This is a genomic window from Candidatus Pseudomonas phytovorans (genome assembly GCA_029202525.1).
GTDB lineage: Bacteria > Pseudomonadota > Gammaproteobacteria > Pseudomonadales > Pseudomonadaceae > Aquipseudomonas > Aquipseudomonas phytovorans.
Window position 1 is genome coordinate 4,132,303 of sequence record CP119325.1, and the last position, 16,729, is coordinate 4,149,031.

Here is a 16,729-nt window from a genome sequence, read left to right on the forward strand (position 1 = left end):
ATGCCGTCAACGTAAAAATATATTTTTTACGGATTATCGATAAAGAGCCATGATGTGTATGATCGTCTGCATCAGCAACCATCCTGGTACAGCCCATGAATCAAGCCGAACGCTGGGCGTCGCAGCCCGTCGCCTCGGAAAAACGCACCATGGCCTCGCAACTGGAGGCCCGGGTACGTCAGGACATAATCAACGGTACATTGGCACCGGGCAGTCGCCTGCGCCTCAAGGAACTGGCCGAGCACTACGATGCCGGGGTCATTCCCTTGCGCGAGGCGCTGTCACGCCTGGCCAGCAGCGGCTTCGTCTCCTCGGAAGACCAGAAAGGTTTCAGTGTCGGGCGCATTTCCGCCGAGGAAATCCTCGATATCACCCAGGCGCGTGTCCTTATCGAGTGCCAGGCCCTGGCCGAGTCCATTCGCCATGGCGACCTGGAGTGGGAAAGCCAGCTGATCGCCGCCCACCACCGCCTTGACCGATTGCCGATCGTCGAAGGCCCTGAGCGGCTGATGAAACCCGAATGGGAAAACGCCCATGAGGTGTTCCACCAGGCACTGCTCGCCAATTGCCGCTCAGCGTGGCTGCTGCGTCTGTCGCAAATGCTGCGTGACCAGACCGCACGCTACCGGATGCTGTCGGTGCACTACCCGGAAGGTGCCGAACGTGATGTGCCCCATGAGCACCGTTCGCTGCTGGAGGCTTGCCTGGCGCGCGACATCGACAAAGCCTGCGCCTTGCTCGCCGAGCATTACCAGAGCACCACCCGTAGCGTGCTTACGCACCAGGCACTTCAGGGCTAAGCGAAGAGCTTTACGCCCCACCCGCCAGTTGCGAAATGCTGGCCTTGCACTCGACGAGCGCGGTGATCAGCGCTTGCGAGCGTTTGGCAAACCGCGCCGTGGGCGCAACGATCGCCACCGCATGCGGGCCCATGAAGGTCGGGATCAAAATACAGCAGGCACTGATGCCGCTGACATGCTCCTCGTTGTCGATGGCCACCCCGGTCTTGCGAATGATCGCAAGCTCAGCCAGCAGTTCATCGAGGCTCAGCGTGGTGTCGGTCAGCTTCGGCAATGGCTCCGGGAACAGTTCGCGCACCTGCTCATCCGTGAGGGTCGAGAGCAACGCCTTGCCATCTGCGGTGGCATGCATCTGCATCGACTGGCCCATGGGGAACACCACGCGCAGTTCGCGCTCTGCGATCACTCGGTCGATCACCGCGATCTGATTGCCGCTGATACACGACAAGGTGACGCTTTCCTGCACCTCGTTGCATAGCGTTTCCAGCGAGCGGCGCGCAATCGAAATGATGTCCCGGTGGCTCTGGTGAATCAGCTGCGCCAGCGCCGGGCCCAGGCGGAAACCATTGCCCGGGCGGGCCGGTTCCACCAGTGCTTCGACTTCCAGCGCGGCAACAATGCGCTGCACGGTGGATCTGGCCAAGCCCACTTCCTGCGCAATCGCCGCCAGCGACAGGCCCTTCGGGTTTGCCCCCAGGGTGCGCATGATGGCGCTGGCCCGGGCAATGACCTGGATGCCACCTGCCCTGCCCTCGCCGTCTTTATCGATCTCGTCCGTCATAAGCCTTTTCATCCCGGGCCGCAGCCCTGCGCGTTCTTCAATGGCGGCGATTCTACATCGCCTTTTCTCGATCGCTCGTTTCACTTCCCGTATTGCTTCACGTCAATGCACCGCATTATGATACATTGCACCGCATTGTGGTTTTTTATTTCGACGACCATCAGCAGGTGGTCGCGTGCATGCTGTGAAGAGGAAGAACTGAAATGAGACATCGACATCTTCTGTATGCCTTGCCCATGGCCGTGCTGGCCTTGTCCGCGTGCAAGGAACAGGAGGCCGCGGCCCCGGCCAAACCTCCTGAGGTGGGCTATGTCACCTTGAAGACGCAAAGCGTATTGCTCAGCAGCGACCTGCCAGGGCGTACCGCGGCCTTTCGTGTGGCCGAAGTACGCCCGCAAGTCAGTGGCATCATCCAAAAGCGCCTGTTTGCCGAAGGCGCAGTCGTGAACAAGGGCCAGCAGCTGTACCAGATCGACCCATCGACCTACCAGGCGGCCGTGGCCAAAGCACAGGCCACCGTGAACACCACGCGCAACCTGGCGCAGCGCTACAAGCGCCTGGTCGAAAGCCGCGCCATCAGCCGCCAGCAGTACGATGATGCGGTGGCCGCGGCAGAACAGGCGCAGGCAGACTTGCGCATGGCGCAGATCAACCTGGAGTACACCAAAGTGCTGGCACCGATCGACGGGCGGATCAGCCGTTCGGCGGTCACCGAGGGTGCGTTGGTCAGCCAGAACCAGAGCGATGCGCTGGCTTCGATCAACCAGCTCGACCCGATCTACGTCGACGTGACGCAAGCCTCGGTGGACATGCTCAGGTTGCGCAGCGAAATGGAGCGCGGCGAACTCACCCTGGCCGCCCAAGGCCAGGTCAAGGTCGCGCTGAAACTCGAAGACGGCTCGGCCTACCGGCTTACCGGCGCCATGAAGTTCTCTGAAGTGACCGTCGACCCTGGCACCGGCGCGGTGACCCTGCGCGCGGCATTTCCCAACCCAGACAACCTGCTGCTGCCTGGCATGTTCGTGCACGCGACCGTGACCGAAGGCGTGCGCGACAACGCCGTTCTGGTGCCGCAACAAGGCATTGCCCGCGACCTGAAAGGCCAGGCAACCGCGTTTGTGCTGGGCGATGGCGACAAGGCCGAACTGCGTGAAGTGCAGTTGCTGCGCACCCTGGGCAACGAGTGGCTGGTGGGGGCGGGCCTGCAAGCCGGAGACCGGGTCATTACCGAAGGCGTGCAACGCGTCAAGGACGGCGGACAGGTCACAGCGGCGACAGCGCGCAACGTTCAACCCAACCCGGCGATGGCCAGCGCGGCCCAGTAGCGCTGGCAGCTTTCCCTGCGAAGGAACTACCGAAAATGTCCAACTTTTTCATCAACCGGCCGATTTTCGCCTGGGTGATCGCCATCGTGCTGATGTTGGCGGGTGGGCTGTCGATTCTGAAATTGCCAGTCAATCAGTACCCCAACATCGCCGCCCCGGCCATCATTGTCACCGTCACCTACCCCGGTGCCTCGGCGCAAACCGTGCAGGACACCGTGGTACAGGTGATCGAGCAGCAGCTCAACAACCTCGACGGGCTGCGTTACATCACCTCGGAAAGCAACAGCGACGGCAGCCTGAGCATCATCGTCACCTTCGACCAGGGTACCGATGCCGACATCGCCCAGGTGCAGGTGCAGAACAAGCTCCAGCTGGCTACGCCATTGCTGCCTCAAGAGGTGCAGAAACAAGGCCTGCGGGTGGCCAAGTACCAGGTCAACTTCATGCTGATCGTGGGCCTGTACTCCGAAGACGGCTCGATGGACGACTTCGACATCGGCAACTTCATAGTCTCGAACATGAAGGACCCGATTACCCGTACCAAGGGGGTCGGCGACTACCTCATGCTGGGCGCCCAGTACGCGATGCGCATCTGGATAGACCCTGAAAAACTGGTCAGCTACCAACTGACGCCTCAGGACGTCATCAACGCGGTCCAGTCCGAGAACGTACAGGTTTCTTCGGGCTCGCTCGGCGGGCTTCCTACCCACAAGGGCGTACAGCTCAATGCCACGATCTTGGGCACCTCGCGGATGCAGACGGCCGAGCAGTTCCGGGAAATCCTGCTGAAGGTCAATCCGGATGGCTCCCAGGTACGCGTGAAAGATGTGGCCGAAGTCGGCCTGGGCGCAGAAAACTTCTCGATTTCCGGCACCTATAACAGCAAGCCTGCTGCTGCCATCGCGCTGCGCCTGGCCACCGGTGCCAACCTGCTGGAAACCGTCAAGGCGGTGCGCGAGACCGTTGCCGAGATCGAACCCAACCTGCCCAAAGGCTTGAAGGTAGTCTTCCCCTACGACACCTCGCCAGTGGTTTCCGCCTCGATACACGAAGTGGTGAAAACGCTGTTCGAAGGGATCGTGCTGGTGTTCCTGGTCATGTACCTGTTCATGCAGAACCTGCGCGCGACGCTGATCCCGACGCTGGCCGTGCCGGTCGTATTGCTGGGCACCTTTGGTGTGCTGGCGGCCTTCGGCTTCACCATCAACACCCTGACCATGTTCGGCATGGTGCTGGCGATCGGCTTGCTGGTCGACGATGCGATCGTGGTGGTGGAAAACGTCGAGCGGGTCATGGTGGAAAAGAGGTTGTCACCCAAGGAAGCCACGCGACAGTCGATGGGCGAAATCCAGGGTGCACTGATCGGTATTGCCATGGTGCTGTCGGCCGTGTTCGTGCCCATGGCGTTCTTCGGCGGAGCAACCGGGATCATCTATCGACAGTTCTCCATTACCATCGTCTCGGCGATGGCACTGTCGGTGGTGGTGGCGCTGATTTTCACCCCTGCCCTTTGCGCGACCATCCTCAAACCTGTCGACCATACCCACCTGGAAAAGCGCGGTTTCTTCGGCTGGTTCAACCGGATGTTCGACCGCAACGCAGACCGCTACCAGGCCGGGGTTGCCGGAATCCTCAGGCGCAAGGGCCTGTTCCTGGTCATCTATCTCTGTGTGGTAGGCGCCGTGGTGCTGTTGTTCACCCGTATCCCGACTGCGTTCCTGCCGGACGAAGACCAGGGCACCATGGTCGTTCAGGTACAGATGCCAGCGAACGCCAGCGCCGAGCGCAACCAGGTCGTGCTCAACGAAATGCGCGACTACCTGCTGAATGACGAGGCCGCCGTGGTGGAGTCTGCCTACACCGTCAACGGCTTCAACTTTGCAGGCCGAGGGCAGAACTCGGGCATGCTGTTCATCGGTTTGAAACCCTGGGAGGCACGTAGCGGCGCAGACACCTCGATCTTCTCGCTGGCCAAACGGATACAGGCACGTGCTGCGCAGATCAAGGACGGTAACGTCGTGGCCATCGTGCCACCGGCCATTCTGGAACTGGGGAATGCCAAAGGCTTCGACATGTTCCTGCAAGACCGCACCGGCATGGGCCACGCGCGGCCGATGGAAGCGCGAGACCAGTTCCTGGCGCTGGCCGCAAAGGACCCTCGGCTGATGAATGTGCGGCCAAACGGCCTCAACGACGAGCCTCAATACCAGGTCAGGATCGACAACGAGAAGGCCCGCGCACTTCAGGTCAGCATTTCCGACATCAACCAGACCATGAGTACAGCGTGGGGCTCGGCCTACGTGAACGACTTCGTCGATCGTGGCAGGGTGAAGAAGGTTTATGTTCAGGGCGAAATTCAGTCACGCATCTCACCCGAAGACTTCGAGAAGTGGTATGTGCGCAATGCCAAAGGTGAAATGGTCAAGTTCTCGTCGTTCGCCAGTGGCTACTGGACCTACGGCTCGCCGAAGCTTGAGCGCTACAACGGTGTGCCCGCCGTGCAGATTCAAGGTGAGCCGGCCTTGGGCTACAGCTCGGGCGATGCGATGGATGCAGTAGAGGAAATCGAACGGCAGTTGCCCGATGGCATCGGTTTGCAGTTCACCGGGATCTCGTATGAAGAACGCCTGTCGGGCTCCCAGTCGGGGGCACTGTACGCGCTGTCGATTCTGATCGTGTTCCTGTGCCTTGCGGCCCTGTATGAGAGCTGGTCGGTTCCGGTCGCAGTCATGCTGGTCGTGCCGCTGGGGGTCATCGGCGCGGTGCTTGCGACCCTGGGCCGTGGCCTGTCGAACGACGTTTTCTTCCAGGTCGGCCTGCTGACCACCGTGGGCCTGTCGGCAAAGAACGCGATCCTCATCGTCGAGTTCGCCAAGGCTCTGCATGAAGAGCACGGCAAGCCCTTGCTGGACGCGGCCATCGAAGCGGCGCGGTTGCGCCTGCGGCCGATCATCATGACTTCGCTGGCGTTCATGCTGGGTGTGCTGCCCTTGGCGATTTCCAATGGTGCCGGCTCCGGCAGCCAACACTCCATCGGCACGGGGGTAATCGGCGGCATGGTCACGGCGACCTTCCTGGCGGTGTTCTTCGTCCCTCTGTTCTACGTGGTAATCACCCGGCTGTTCACTCAAAAGTCTGTAAAAACCACAAACGAAGCCGCCAAGCACGGGGCAGAAGCATGAAAAACAAACCGATGAATTGCGCCCTGGGCGCTCTGCTGTTGACCGTCAGCGGTTGCTCGCTGATACCGCACTACGATCGACCGCCAGCGCCCGTTGCTCATGCCTACAGCGTACCTTCGGAGGCCGGTTCGCCGAGCGTCACCTGGCAGCAGCTGTTGCGCAGCGAATCCCTGCAGGCGCTGATCAAGGAAGCATTGGCCAACAACCTGGACTACCGCGTGGCTGCCCTTAACATCGAGCGGGCCCAGGCGCTCTATCGCATTGAACGTGCCGACCTGTTGCCCTCGATCAACGCAACCGGTGCCGGTGCGAGTCAACGGCTACCCCGTGACCTGAGCGCCACCGAGCGCACAGAGACGACGCACAACTACAGTGCCGGCCTGGGTTTCACCGCGTATGAGCTGGACTTCTTTGGCCGGGTTCGCAGCCTGAACCAACAGGCGCTGGAGACTTACTTCGCTACGGTAGAGGCCAAGCGCAGTGCCAAGCTTTCGCTGGTCGCCCAGGTTGCGGCGGCGTATTTCCAACTGCAGGCAGACCAGCAACTGCTGGCCGTCGCCCAGCGCACACTGGACAGCCAGCAGCAGAGTTATGCACTGGTCGCCAGCAGCTACGAGCAAGAGGTCGCGACCGAGCTGGACCTGAGCCAGGCACTAAGCACGGTAAAGACGGCCGAATCGGCCAAGGCACGCTACCAACGCCTGGTAGAACAGGACAAGAACGCCCTGGTGCTGCTGGTGGGCAAGCCGCTACCCGAAACGGCCTTCACGGCCATCTCAGCGGACGCGTTTACGCTAAAGGACGACCTGCCGGCCGGAATGCCATCCGAACTGCTGACCTTGCGGCCGGACATCCTGGCCGCCGAGCACCAGCTCAAGGCCGCCAATGGGAATATCGGTGCAGCCAGGGCCGCGTTCTTTCCAAGCATCAGGCTGACGGCGTCGGCGGGCTCGGCCAGCGCACAGTTGGGCGACCTGTTCGCCGGCGGGCAAGGTGCGTGGTCGTTCGTGCCAACCATCACGCTTCCGATCTTCGACTACGGCCGAAACAAGGCGAACCTGGATGTCGCCAAGGTGCAGGCGACGATTGAAGTCGCGAACTACCAGAAGGCGATCCAGACGGCGTTCCGCGAGGTGTCCGACGCACTGGTGGCGAAGGCCTATCTGGACGCACAAGTGCTAGCCGAATACCAACGCGTCCAGGCCAATGGCAAAAGCTATGCCTTGGCAGACAGCCGTTATCGCGAAGGCGTCGATACGTACCTCAATACGCTGGACGCCCAGCGAAACCTGTTCAGCGCTGAGCAAGACCTGATCACGGTGAAGCTGGCAAGCATCACCAACCTTATTTCACTGTACAAGGCACTGGGTGGTGGAGAGGCTGAAGTACCGATGAGCCTGTAACAACCCGCGCAAAGCAGTTCCTCCCTTTGGGCTCGATTTATTCGAGCCCCTTTTTATACGTCAACATCAGAAGTAGGGGTATCGCGGGGTATTTTTGGGGGTGTTTTTCGATTTCATCCATAGCACGCCGTTGCTGCAATGGAGTCGCCAGGTGCGGTCGTCGTTCCATTGGCGCAATCGGATTGAACAGCCAAAACAGCGCGACCTGAGCGGGGTAAGCTGATTTTATGAAATCGGATCGACCTATGGCGCCCACGGGACATCCCATGAAAAGGACTTACCTATCAAACCAGGCACCCGGGAGGCGCGCTGCTCATGAATGACCGCATCATAACCCTGTTCACCGACACCACCCTGTTCGGCATTTCCATCCTCAACCTGCTGCTGGCTCTGGCTGTTGCCATCGGGACCTTTCTGGTCTCCCGCGCCGCCATCAGCTTCCTGCTGCACCGCATCCGTCGCTGGTCTGAACATGACGGTGTGCTCCGCCACGTATTGGCCAAGGTGCTGACTGGCACCAGCAATTTCCTGCTGTTGCTCGCCTCCTTGCTGGTAGGCCTGAGCATGCTCGACCTGCCGGAGCGTTGGCTGACGCGGGTCAGCAGTCTGTGGTTCGTGGTCGCCGCCCTTCAAATCGGTCTGTGGGCCAACCGCGCCATCGGCCTGGGCCTTAACCGCTACTTCGCGCGCCATCGCGCCGACGGCCTGAACCAAGGCAGCGCGCTGGCCACCCTGTCGGCATGGGGCGCGCGGGTGCTGCTGTGGTCGGTGGTGGTGTTGGCGATGCTATCCAACCTGGGCGTCAACATCACAGCGTTCGTCGCTAGTCTGGGCGTCGGCGGTATTGCCGTGGCGCTGGCCGTGCAGAACATCCTCGGCGACCTGTTCGCATCGCTGTCGATCGCCGTGGATAAACCGTTCGAGGTGGGCGATTTCATCGTAGTCGGCCCGCTGGCCGGCAGCGTCGAACATGTGGGCTTGAAAACGACGCGCATTCGCAGCCTGGGTGGCGAACAGATCGTCATGGCCAATGCCAGCATGATCAGCAGCACCATCCAGAACTACAAACGCCTGCAGGAACGGCGCGTCGTGTTCGAATTCGGCCTTTCCTATGACACGCCCACGGAGGCCGTGAAAAAAGTGCCTGCCATCGTCGAAGAAGCAATCAAAGCGCAACAGCAACTACGCTTCGACCGCGCTCACCTGCGAGGTTTTGGCAAGGAAGCGCTGGAGTTCGAGTGCGTGTACATCGTCAAGGACTCTGGCTACAACCTGTACATGGACATCCAGCAGGCCATCAACTTCCAGCTGCTCGAGCGCTTTTCCAAAGTGGGTGCAAAGTTCGCCTTACCGGTACGGGCGATCAAGGTCACCGCATTGCCGCAAGAGGCCAACCTCTTGGCGCCCGGTCGACAGGGCCTGAGCAATTGCTGACTTCCACTGCAGAGCCTGGTAACAGGCCGTGATTGATGGCATAGAACAGGTAGTAGAGCTACCAATGCCTCGAATGCCGAACCACCCCAGCAGCCCACGCTGCCTCGCATCCAGCATTCCCCGTTCCGCTGCGATTACTCCGTTCGCCGGATGCCCTGGCGAAATGTAAAAAAAGATTTCTGCGCTTCGCTGTGGTCAGAGTTGATAGACAGCGGTGGAGATGCATAAACATGAAATTCGCAAAGTTTTGCCAATGGCTATCCAATCACGCGGGCAAGCCAAGCACGTTTCTGATCGCCGTGGTGTTGATCGCCATGTGGGCAGCCTCCGGGCCCTGGTTCCACTACAACGATACTTGGCAGCTGATCGTCAACACGTCCACCACCATCATCACGTTCCTCATGGTGTTCCTCATCCAGAACACCCAAAATCGTGATAACGACATCATCCATGTGAAGCTGGACGAGCTGATCAGGGCAACCAAATCAGCACACCAGTCGGTGCTTGATCTCGAAGCGCTCGATAATCGGCAAATTCATAAGCTACGCAAGGAATACCGAGCCATGGGCAGCCAGTGCGAAACCCATCCTGAAAAGCCCGTCGAGCAGCTGGGAGAGGATGCGGCCCGTGACAATCAGCAGCGCTAGATCTGCTTATGGCCAGATGGATTCAGCGAAGCTCCCAAGGGCGTCGAGGACTGAAGGGCCTTACCGACAGCCTCTGCGAGCGCTTCGATAGACCACGGCTTAAAAAGAGGTGGCGTCAAGCTTAGTCGTGCAAAACGGTACGCCCGTACGCTTGCCGATTTATTCACACATTGGTCACTGCTGTTTCTTGTTTGCGCTTGGATCGAAGTTGAATATCGTGCGCATAACGACGTTGTACATGCGCTCCACCGCGCGCTGGTTATCCTCTGGCCAGCTTTTCGGAGATGGATCTTCAACATAAAATTTAAGAAAGTCTGCGTACAACTGCAATGCAGCCTTGGCATTGGCCCGATATGCTGGCGAGTCGTAGGCAGGCTTCTGAGTTGGCTCTAGCAAGTTTTGAGGTATGACTGGCCCTGTTACGCTCGTCTGCCGGGCCTCCCAGCGCATGTAGCGCAGCATAAGCGGCTCACTCCCACCTTCAGCCTTCGCAGTTACTTGAGGCTTAGGGGTTTCAGGAGCAGCTGGCGCAGGGGTCACCTGGATAGGGACTGGCTGCACTGAGGCAACTCGTTTAGGAGTACAGGTTGGCGGGTGATTAGATTTTAGCTGGTAAGTTTGTCCCTTAAGCTCAACCGTGTACTTTGCACCGCACTCTGCACAGGTGCGCTCAAAGACAATCAGACCCGCCACGTGCTCAGCGGCCACTCGTGAAAACCGCTGATTCGAGACGCTACCGCCGTAGCCAACCCCCTCTACAAGCACAGAGTCCAGGAACCTTGCGTTGGTCTGCGCACCAGCCGACCCCGTTTTATTGCCAACTGCAGCGGCTATTTGTGAATACAATGCTGTGCGATAAGCTTCGGTCGAAACCTTGCTGTTTGGGTTGTAGTCGTTGTGTGGGCCTTCGTCGAGCGTAAAACGGTCGAAAAATGACCTGCACTCAAGCGCGGCCTTGGTGCCAGCCTTGGCGTAAGAGGAAAAAATCAGGATATGCCCGGATCTACCTTCTCGTGTGCGAATATCGAGAATCTGATCTGCGAGATAGCTGATGAATTCGTTGTAAGTCATAACACGTCCTTGAGCGTGAGTTCAGGTAGCCTGGATCCTGATGGCAATTCCAGTGTCAGTTTTTTGTGTGCGGGCGGTGCTTTACGGGGCTAATCAAGTCTAGCGGAGTCCGGCTGGGTAGATGTCTTGGCCGGACGCATACCCCTTAACGCCCAGAAAGGACGAAGAAAGGGTGAACATCCTAAAAAGCTACACCATAATGTTATCAAGTCCCAATCGTTGTTATTGGCACTGTGTCTTGGCGCCAGCGCGCCGCTTGTGCTGGCTGCCACCGACATGAACGACCGACGCGCTCCAGGCACGCAAACGCACGAACCCTACCGTCTGGCTCGCTTCACCTCACCCGCCGAACCACTGCGGCGAGTGAGCGAAGGCACCTCGCCGAAAAGATCACGATAGGCCCCCGCGAAGTGCCCTAGGTGCGTAAAGCCAACATCGCAGGCCACCCTGGCCACGGTGAATTGCTCGACGGACGTGCACTGCAGGCGGTGACGCGCGGCATTCAAGCGCAAGGCTCGTAGATACTCGACTGGGCGCAAACCGGTGACGCTGAGAAAACTGCGCTGTAGGGTGCTACGGCTGATATTCAAACGCTCGCACACCTGCAACACCGATAAGGGTTCGTCCAGAAAGTCCAATGCCATCTGATGCGTCTGCCTGACCAGGTAGGCGCTGACTGCGACGTTGCCACAGCGCGTGCCAGCGCCTTTAAACTCCTGCTGCAACAGCACCAGCATGCATTCAAGCAATTGGTCCTCCACCTGCTCTGGCCCCAACGGCTGGCCCTGTAGCACCACATCCACTATGGCCTGCAACTGCTGGCGTACAGCCCCGAGAAACGACGGGCTGACATTTAGCCGTGTAGTTCTGTTCAGCCTACGCAGCTCAGGCGCGCTGAACTCCCGATCAGCCAGTTGCTCAAGGCGTTGGGCATCAACGCTAACCGCCAGCAAGTCCATGCCTTCGACGGCATGCACGAAGAACTCCTGACCACTGTGAAGAAGGGTGACATCCGCGTCACCGACGCTATTGCCCTGAAACACACCTGCCCGTCCACCGCACGCCGGTATCGCCAGACAAAATCTGCGCGCTGGCGCAGCCCCATGCTGGACCACACGCTTATCCAGGCATTCGCGAAAGATCTGGAACCGGTCTGCTGTAAGGTGGGTGAGCTCAGTATGGGCGCTTCCGGCACTCATCTGGTCGTAAGTCTGTTGCCATCCGACGATGGCATTGGCGTGAGCATTGACGTCATCGAAGCGCTGCCGTTGGGCGTGCATAACCTAACCGTTACTTTAAAATTATTGTTCGAGTAAGAAGACGCAAGGCTCGGGCCAATTTCATGACCGCCTGGCGCGCCACTGCTGCACGCTTGGCTCAGGTGGATATCGAGGCATGGAAAGGGGCGCCGAAGCGCCCCTTGGTGTTTCCATTTCGCCTCCCCAAAAGGCGGTGCATCAGAATCGCATCATGACCGACTTGAGCTCGGTGTAGTCATCGATGAATGCACTGCCGAATTCACGCCCGATGCCGGAGCCCTTGACCCCGCCAAACGGCACCGCCGGGTCGAGGAATGTATGCATGTTCACCCACACCGTGCCAGCCTCGATTCTAGGAATCAGCCGCATCGCCTTGGACAGGTCGTTGGTCCACACGCTGGCGCCCAGCCCGAAGGGCGAATCGTTCATCAAGCGCACCAGTTCGTCCTCATCGTCGAACGGCAACACGGTGACGATCGGGCCGAAGGTTTCCTCCTGCAGAAACGGGTCATGCTCATCGACAGCCCGGAGCAAGGTCGGCTGCACGAAGTAGCCCGGCCCTGGCAGGGGGTTGCCGCCACAGATCACTTGGCCACGCGCGTTGGCCTGGGCGAAGAAACCAACGATCTTGTCGTGGTGCGCTTTGTTGGCCAGTGGCCCGAATTGCGCCGACTCATCCAGCGCGCCGCCAACCTTCATCGCGCCCAAGCGTTCAGCAAGCTTGGCGCAGATGGCCTCGACCTTGCTCCGGTGAATATACAAACGCTCGGGTGCGGCGCATACCTGGCCCTGGTGGACGTAGGCGGTTTGCAGGATACCCTCGACGGCGGCATCGACGTCGACGTCGGCGAGGAACGCTGCCGGGTTCTTGCCGCCCAGCTCAAGGGTCACACGGGTAAGATTTGCACTGAGCGCAGCCTTGCCCACCGCCACGCCGGTCGGCACGGAACCGGTGAACGAGACTTTGGCAATGTCCCTGTGACCGATCAACTGCTGGCCAATGCGCCCAGTGCCGTTGACAATGTTCAATGCACCGGCTGGCACGCCGGCCTCAATGGCCAGCTCGGCGATACGCAGCAGCGACAGGGGCGTAAATTCGCTGGGCTTGAGCACGATGGTGCAGCCGCAGGTCAGCGCCGAGGCGATCTTCCAGATACCAATCATCAACGAGAAGTTCCACGGGGTGATACCTGCCACCACGCCAACCGCTTCGCGCCGGGTGAACGCCGCATACTGCTCGCCCTGCAAGGACGGTAGCGACGGCGTCATGGACTGCCCGTGGATCTTGGTAGCCCAACCTGCAAAGTAGCGCAGGAACACCACACTCTGTGGAACCTCCAACCCGCGGGTCAGGTGGATCGACTTGCCCGAACTGAGTGACTCCAGTTGCGCCAGTTCCTCACCATGCGCTTCGATCAGGTCGGCCAAGCGGTTCAATGCGACGCCGCGCAGGTAGGGCGTAGTGTTGCCCCACACGCCATGGAAGGTACTGTGCGCGGCCTGAATCGCACGGTCGACCAATGCCTCGCTGGCATGGGCAACCCGCGTCAGCACCGAGGCGTTGGAAGGGTTGAAAACCTCGAACAGCTCGGCGCCTGGCTCACTCACCGACTGGCCATCAACGAAGCTGCCAGGGTTGCTTTCGAGGAAGCGATGTACGCAGGAAAGCAGCGAAATGTCGCTCATGCCATCACCCCTCACCCTGGCCCATGCGGGAGAAATCTGCGGCAATCTGCCAGGCTTTTCCCTGCACGATGCCCGGCGCGCCCTCGCCCGATACTGGGGCATCGGCGGCGAAACCTGCAGCACACGTTCGATAGCGTGAGCCTGGCAGTTGCTGGACGGCGTGTGCGACAGACATTTCAACTCTCCTGTAACAGTTTCGGTAGTGGGCGTTGTTGCCCCAGACCTTGAGTCTGCAACAACACCCGTCACCGTTCTGGTTCACCCCTGCCACATTTTGGGTCGAGCCTGCCAACGGTTGCCGGTCAGGTTTTGTCTGGCACCGGTAGCGGAGCATCACTGTTCCACTGCGTCACTGGCCGGCTGTACAGGTTTTCAGTCTGAAAATGCGCTATCCGCCACTGCCCTTCTTCAAATGCAAAACCTACGGTCAAGCGCGCAGCATTCAGGTGCGAGGCGCCGTCGGCAAAGGTACTGGTTTGCAACATCACCCAACGGCCCATGCCCTGTTCGCCGTCTACCTCGATGACTTCGCTGGTCAAGAAATGCACGTTCAAGGCGAAGTGCGCCGGCGTCTTCATATAGGTGGCAAACATCGCCCGTATCGCCTCACGCCCGCTGTAGCCACCAAAACTTGCGGCGTACTTGGCCCCCTTACCTTCCCACAGCGCTTCACGGCTGAACAACCCAGCGAGCTCATCCAGCGGTGTGCTGGCATCCAGCTGGTCACAAAGCTCCATGTAGCGGTTGATACAGACCCGAATGGCCTGCTGGCTTTCAAAGCGCTGCAACCGTGCCTGCAATTCGACAATAGCGTTCATTGCGACCTCAGCGGCCAGTGTTGGCATATAGGTTGAGCAACAGCCGCTCGGCAATCGCCAACAATTGTTCGTCGGCGCCTTTGGCCGCCACCAATTGCAGCCCGACCGGCAAGCCGCACTCACTGCCCAGCGGGATACTCACTGCCGGGTGCCCGGATAAGTTGAACGGCCGCACCAACGAAGTCATACCCAGCACCGCTCGGGTGTCGGCGGCATCTTCAAGGCGCAGCGGGAAGTCCGGCATGGTCGGCAGGGCCAGTACGTCAAAGTGCGTCAGCGCCTGGTCGACTTCCGCAGTGAAGCGCGCGCGCACGCCTTCGGCCTCGGCAAGCGCGCTGTCGCTGGTCTGCCCTGCAGCCGCCAGGCGCCCGGCGATGTCGGCACCGACCTTGCCGGTTTCCAGCAGGTGACCGCAGCCCTCGAAGGTTTCGCGGTTGATCACCACCATGCCAGCCTCATAGGCGGCACCGAAGTGCTTGAACTCCACATTGCCCAACGGCAGGCCAGTGGCCGCCAGGGCGCCTTGAACCACTTTGTGGATCCCCGCCTCGGCGGTGACACGCAGCACACCGATACGGGCATTGGCGGGCACCTGGGCTGGGGTGAACGTCGGGTCGATCATGCTCATGGCCCGCACCAGCATCGGCAGGCTGGCAGCGAACGGGCCGACGCAGTCGAGGCTGGTACGCGCCGGCATCACGCCCTTGCGGCTGACCCTGCCAAAGGTGGGTTTGAAGCCAAACACCCCGCAGCAACACGCCGGGATGCGCACCGAGCCGCCAGTATCGGTACCCAGGCTGAAGTCGGCCAGGCCCGCGGCCACTGCGGCGGCCGAGCCACTGGAAGAACCGCCGGGGATACGCCCGGGGAAGCGTGGGTTGGCTGCGGTACCGGCATAGCGGTTGATACCGGTGGTGCCGAATGCCAGTTCATGCAGGCTGACCTTGCCGGTCAGGCGCGCGCCGGCAGCCAGCAAGTTGCCCACCACTTCGGCATGCTGCTCGGCAAGCGGCGCGTCCTCCAGCGCCTGGCTGGAGGCGCGGGTCGCGGTGCCGGCGACATCAAGGGTGTCCTTGACCACGACCCGGGGACCACTACCGCCCAGATCAAGGTGTTCAACTATGATTGTCATTATTATGCAGCCCTGTTCAAGAATGGATGCCGGGCATTGGCCCAGCCGTTAACATGCATATCAATTACGTGAAATGTCAACTGAACATTCCACTAAGCAAGCGGCGCTTTGCGGTAGCCAAATTCGCTGAAACGGCTATGATGTCGCGACTATTTCCGCACAAGTAGTGAACCGATGAGCAACTCGAAAAGCAAAGGCCACAGCCATCACGACCCGGCCAGCGAGGAATTTCGCAAGGAAGACTTCCCCTTCTACTGGCTTGCCCGCGTTCATGGCCGCTACACCCAGAACATGGAACGCCTGCTCAAGAAGATCGACCTCGATGTGCCACGCTGGCGCGTGCTGTGGATACTCAACGAGAACGGCGAATCAAGCATTTCCGAGATATCCACCCATGCCATCGCCAAGCTGTCGACCATCACCAAGATCGTCTACCGCATGAAGGAAGATGGCCTGGTCGACACCGCGCCCAGCCCTGAGGACGGGCGCGTGACCCAGGTCCGCATCACCGAGCTTGGCCTGGAGAACATCGAACGCATGCAGGACGTGACCCGCGAGCTGTTCCAACGCAGCTTCAAAGGGCTGACCGAAGCTCAAGTGCAGCGTTTGAACCGCATGCTCGAGGTGGTTTTTCATAACCTCGAGACGTTGTGATTGCCGGGGCTGTTGCGCAGCCCCCGCTCTCAGCATGCCTTCGATGACTCGCACACCCGATGATAGGCCCGGTTGAAGTACACCAACCCATCGTCAGCCCCGCCAAGACGGATGTCCTGGATCTCGCAGTAAAAGATGCTGTGCGAACCCACCTCATGCACCTGGGCAATGCGGCAGTCAAAGTTCACCAGGGCCTCGTGCATGACCGGCGCGCCGCTCTCCAGCACGGTCCAACCGGTGGTAGCGAAGCGTTGGTCCATGTTCAGGTTGCGGTTGGCAAAGGCGCCCGACAGCTCATGATGGGTACCCGCCAGCACGTTTACGCACAAGGCGCCATTGGCCTTGAACTGCTCGTTGGAATACGAGGAGCGGTTCATGCATACCAATAAAGTGGGCGGCGAATCGGTGACACTGCAAACCGCCGATGCAGTGAAGCCGAAGCGCCCGGCAGGGCCATCGGTGGTGATGACCGACACGGCGCCACCGAGCATGGCCATTGCGTTGCGAAATTGGGTTACATCTACCATGGTCATTCTC

16 protein-coding genes are annotated in these 16,729 nt (G+C 60.0%); 8 read left to right on the forward strand and 8 right to left on the reverse strand.

Annotated elements, in window-relative coordinates:
* Positions 1 to 95 precede the first annotated feature (95 nt).
* Positions 96 to 800: an FCD domain-containing protein gene (locus P0Y58_18215; GenBank protein WEK28841.1), complete on the forward strand. Its 705-nt coding sequence runs from the start codon at positions 96 to 98 to the stop codon at positions 798 to 800.
* Positions 801 to 810: 10 nt separating this feature from the next.
* On the opposite strand, the gene P0Y58_18220 is transcribed toward P0Y58_18215, so the two are convergent.
* Positions 811 to 1,581 carry an IclR family transcriptional regulator gene (locus P0Y58_18220; protein WEK28842.1) on the reverse strand — a complete coding sequence of 257 codons (771 nt, stop codon included), beginning with the start codon at positions 1,579 to 1,581 and terminating at the stop codon, positions 811 to 813.
* A 203-nt stretch (positions 1,582 to 1,784) separates the two neighbouring features.
* Here P0Y58_18220 and P0Y58_18225 point away from each other — a divergent pair, with 203 nt between their 5' ends.
* From P0Y58_18225 to P0Y58_18245, 5 genes are all read left to right on the forward strand, one after another.
* Positions 1,785 to 2,906: an efflux RND transporter periplasmic adaptor subunit gene (locus P0Y58_18225; protein WEK28843.1), complete on the forward strand. Its 1,122-nt coding sequence runs from the start codon at positions 1,785 to 1,787 to the stop codon at positions 2,904 to 2,906.
* 35 nt (positions 2,907 to 2,941) lie between these two features.
* Positions 2,942 to 6,088, forward strand: a complete 3,147-nt coding sequence (locus P0Y58_18230) for an efflux RND transporter permease subunit (protein WEK28844.1) — start codon at positions 2,942 to 2,944, stop codon at positions 6,086 to 6,088.
* The gene (locus P0Y58_18235) at positions 6,085 to 7,491 is read left to right on the forward strand and encodes an efflux transporter outer membrane subunit (protein WEK28845.1); all 1,407 of its coding nucleotides are present in this window, start codon (positions 6,085 to 6,087) and stop codon (positions 7,489 to 7,491) included. Before P0Y58_18230 ends, P0Y58_18235 begins: the two co-directional genes overlap by 4 nt.
* Before the next feature lie 315 nt (positions 7,492 to 7,806).
* The gene (locus tag P0Y58_18240) at positions 7,807 to 8,925 is read left to right on the forward strand and encodes a mechanosensitive ion channel family protein (GenBank protein WEK28846.1); all 1,119 of its coding nucleotides are present in this window, start codon (positions 7,807 to 7,809) and stop codon (positions 8,923 to 8,925) included.
* Between the two features lie 230 nt (positions 8,926 to 9,155).
* Entirely contained in the window at positions 9,156 to 9,572 is a 417-nt protein-coding gene (locus tag P0Y58_18245) for a low affinity iron permease family protein (protein WEK28847.1), read from the forward strand.
* 174 nt (positions 9,573 to 9,746) lie between these two features.
* Here P0Y58_18245 and P0Y58_18250 read toward each other — a convergent pair whose 3' ends face one another.
* Both P0Y58_18250 and P0Y58_18255 read right to left on the reverse strand, forming a co-directional pair.
* The gene (locus P0Y58_18250; GenBank protein WEK28848.1) at positions 9,747 to 10,643 is read right to left on the reverse strand and encodes a hypothetical protein; all 897 of its coding nucleotides are present in this window, start codon (positions 10,641 to 10,643) and stop codon (positions 9,747 to 9,749) included.
* Between the two features lie 317 nt (positions 10,644 to 10,960).
* The gene (locus P0Y58_18255; protein ID WEK28849.1) at positions 10,961 to 11,620 is read right to left on the reverse strand and encodes a helix-turn-helix transcriptional regulator; all 660 of its coding nucleotides are present in this window, start codon (positions 11,618 to 11,620) and stop codon (positions 10,961 to 10,963) included.
* Between P0Y58_18255 and P0Y58_18260 the strand changes: the two genes are divergently transcribed.
* Positions 11,615 to 11,959, forward strand: a complete 345-nt coding sequence (locus P0Y58_18260) for a hypothetical protein (GenBank protein ID WEK28850.1) — start codon at positions 11,615 to 11,617, stop codon at positions 11,957 to 11,959. The two genes, P0Y58_18255 and P0Y58_18260, sit on opposite strands and share 6 nt — an antisense overlap.
* 141 nt (positions 11,960 to 12,100) lie before the next feature.
* Here P0Y58_18260 and P0Y58_18265 read toward each other — a convergent pair whose 3' ends face one another.
* The 4 genes from P0Y58_18265 to P0Y58_18280 form a co-directional block, all read right to left on the reverse strand.
* On the reverse strand, positions 12,101 to 13,588 hold the full coding sequence (locus P0Y58_18265) for an aldehyde dehydrogenase family protein (GenBank protein WEK28851.1): 1,488 nt from the start codon (positions 13,586 to 13,588) through the stop codon (positions 12,101 to 12,103).
* 4 nt (positions 13,589 to 13,592) lie between these two features.
* Positions 13,593 to 13,763, reverse strand: a complete 171-nt coding sequence (locus P0Y58_18270) for a hypothetical protein (protein ID WEK28852.1) — start codon at positions 13,761 to 13,763, stop codon at positions 13,593 to 13,595.
* A 127-nt stretch (positions 13,764 to 13,890) separates the two neighbouring features.
* Complete coding sequence (locus P0Y58_18275) at positions 13,891 to 14,406, reverse strand: nuclear transport factor 2 family protein (protein ID WEK28853.1); 516 nt, start codon at positions 14,404 to 14,406, stop codon at positions 13,891 to 13,893.
* 7 nt (positions 14,407 to 14,413) lie between these two features.
* Positions 14,414 to 15,538: an amidase gene (locus tag P0Y58_18280; GenBank protein WEK28854.1), complete on the reverse strand. Its 1,125-nt coding sequence runs from the start codon at positions 15,536 to 15,538 to the stop codon at positions 14,414 to 14,416.
* Between the two features lie 174 nt (positions 15,539 to 15,712).
* Between P0Y58_18280 and P0Y58_18285 the strand changes: the two genes are divergently transcribed.
* On the forward strand, positions 15,713 to 16,192 hold the full coding sequence (locus P0Y58_18285; protein ID WEK28855.1) for a MarR family transcriptional regulator: 480 nt from the start codon (positions 15,713 to 15,715) through the stop codon (positions 16,190 to 16,192).
* A 29-nt stretch (positions 16,193 to 16,221) separates the two neighbouring features.
* On the opposite strand, the gene P0Y58_18290 is transcribed toward P0Y58_18285, so the two are convergent.
* The gene (locus P0Y58_18290) at positions 16,222 to 16,719 is read right to left on the reverse strand and encodes a flavin reductase (protein ID WEK28856.1); all 498 of its coding nucleotides are present in this window, start codon (positions 16,717 to 16,719) and stop codon (positions 16,222 to 16,224) included.
* Between the last annotated feature and the right edge of the window lie 10 nt (positions 16,720 to 16,729).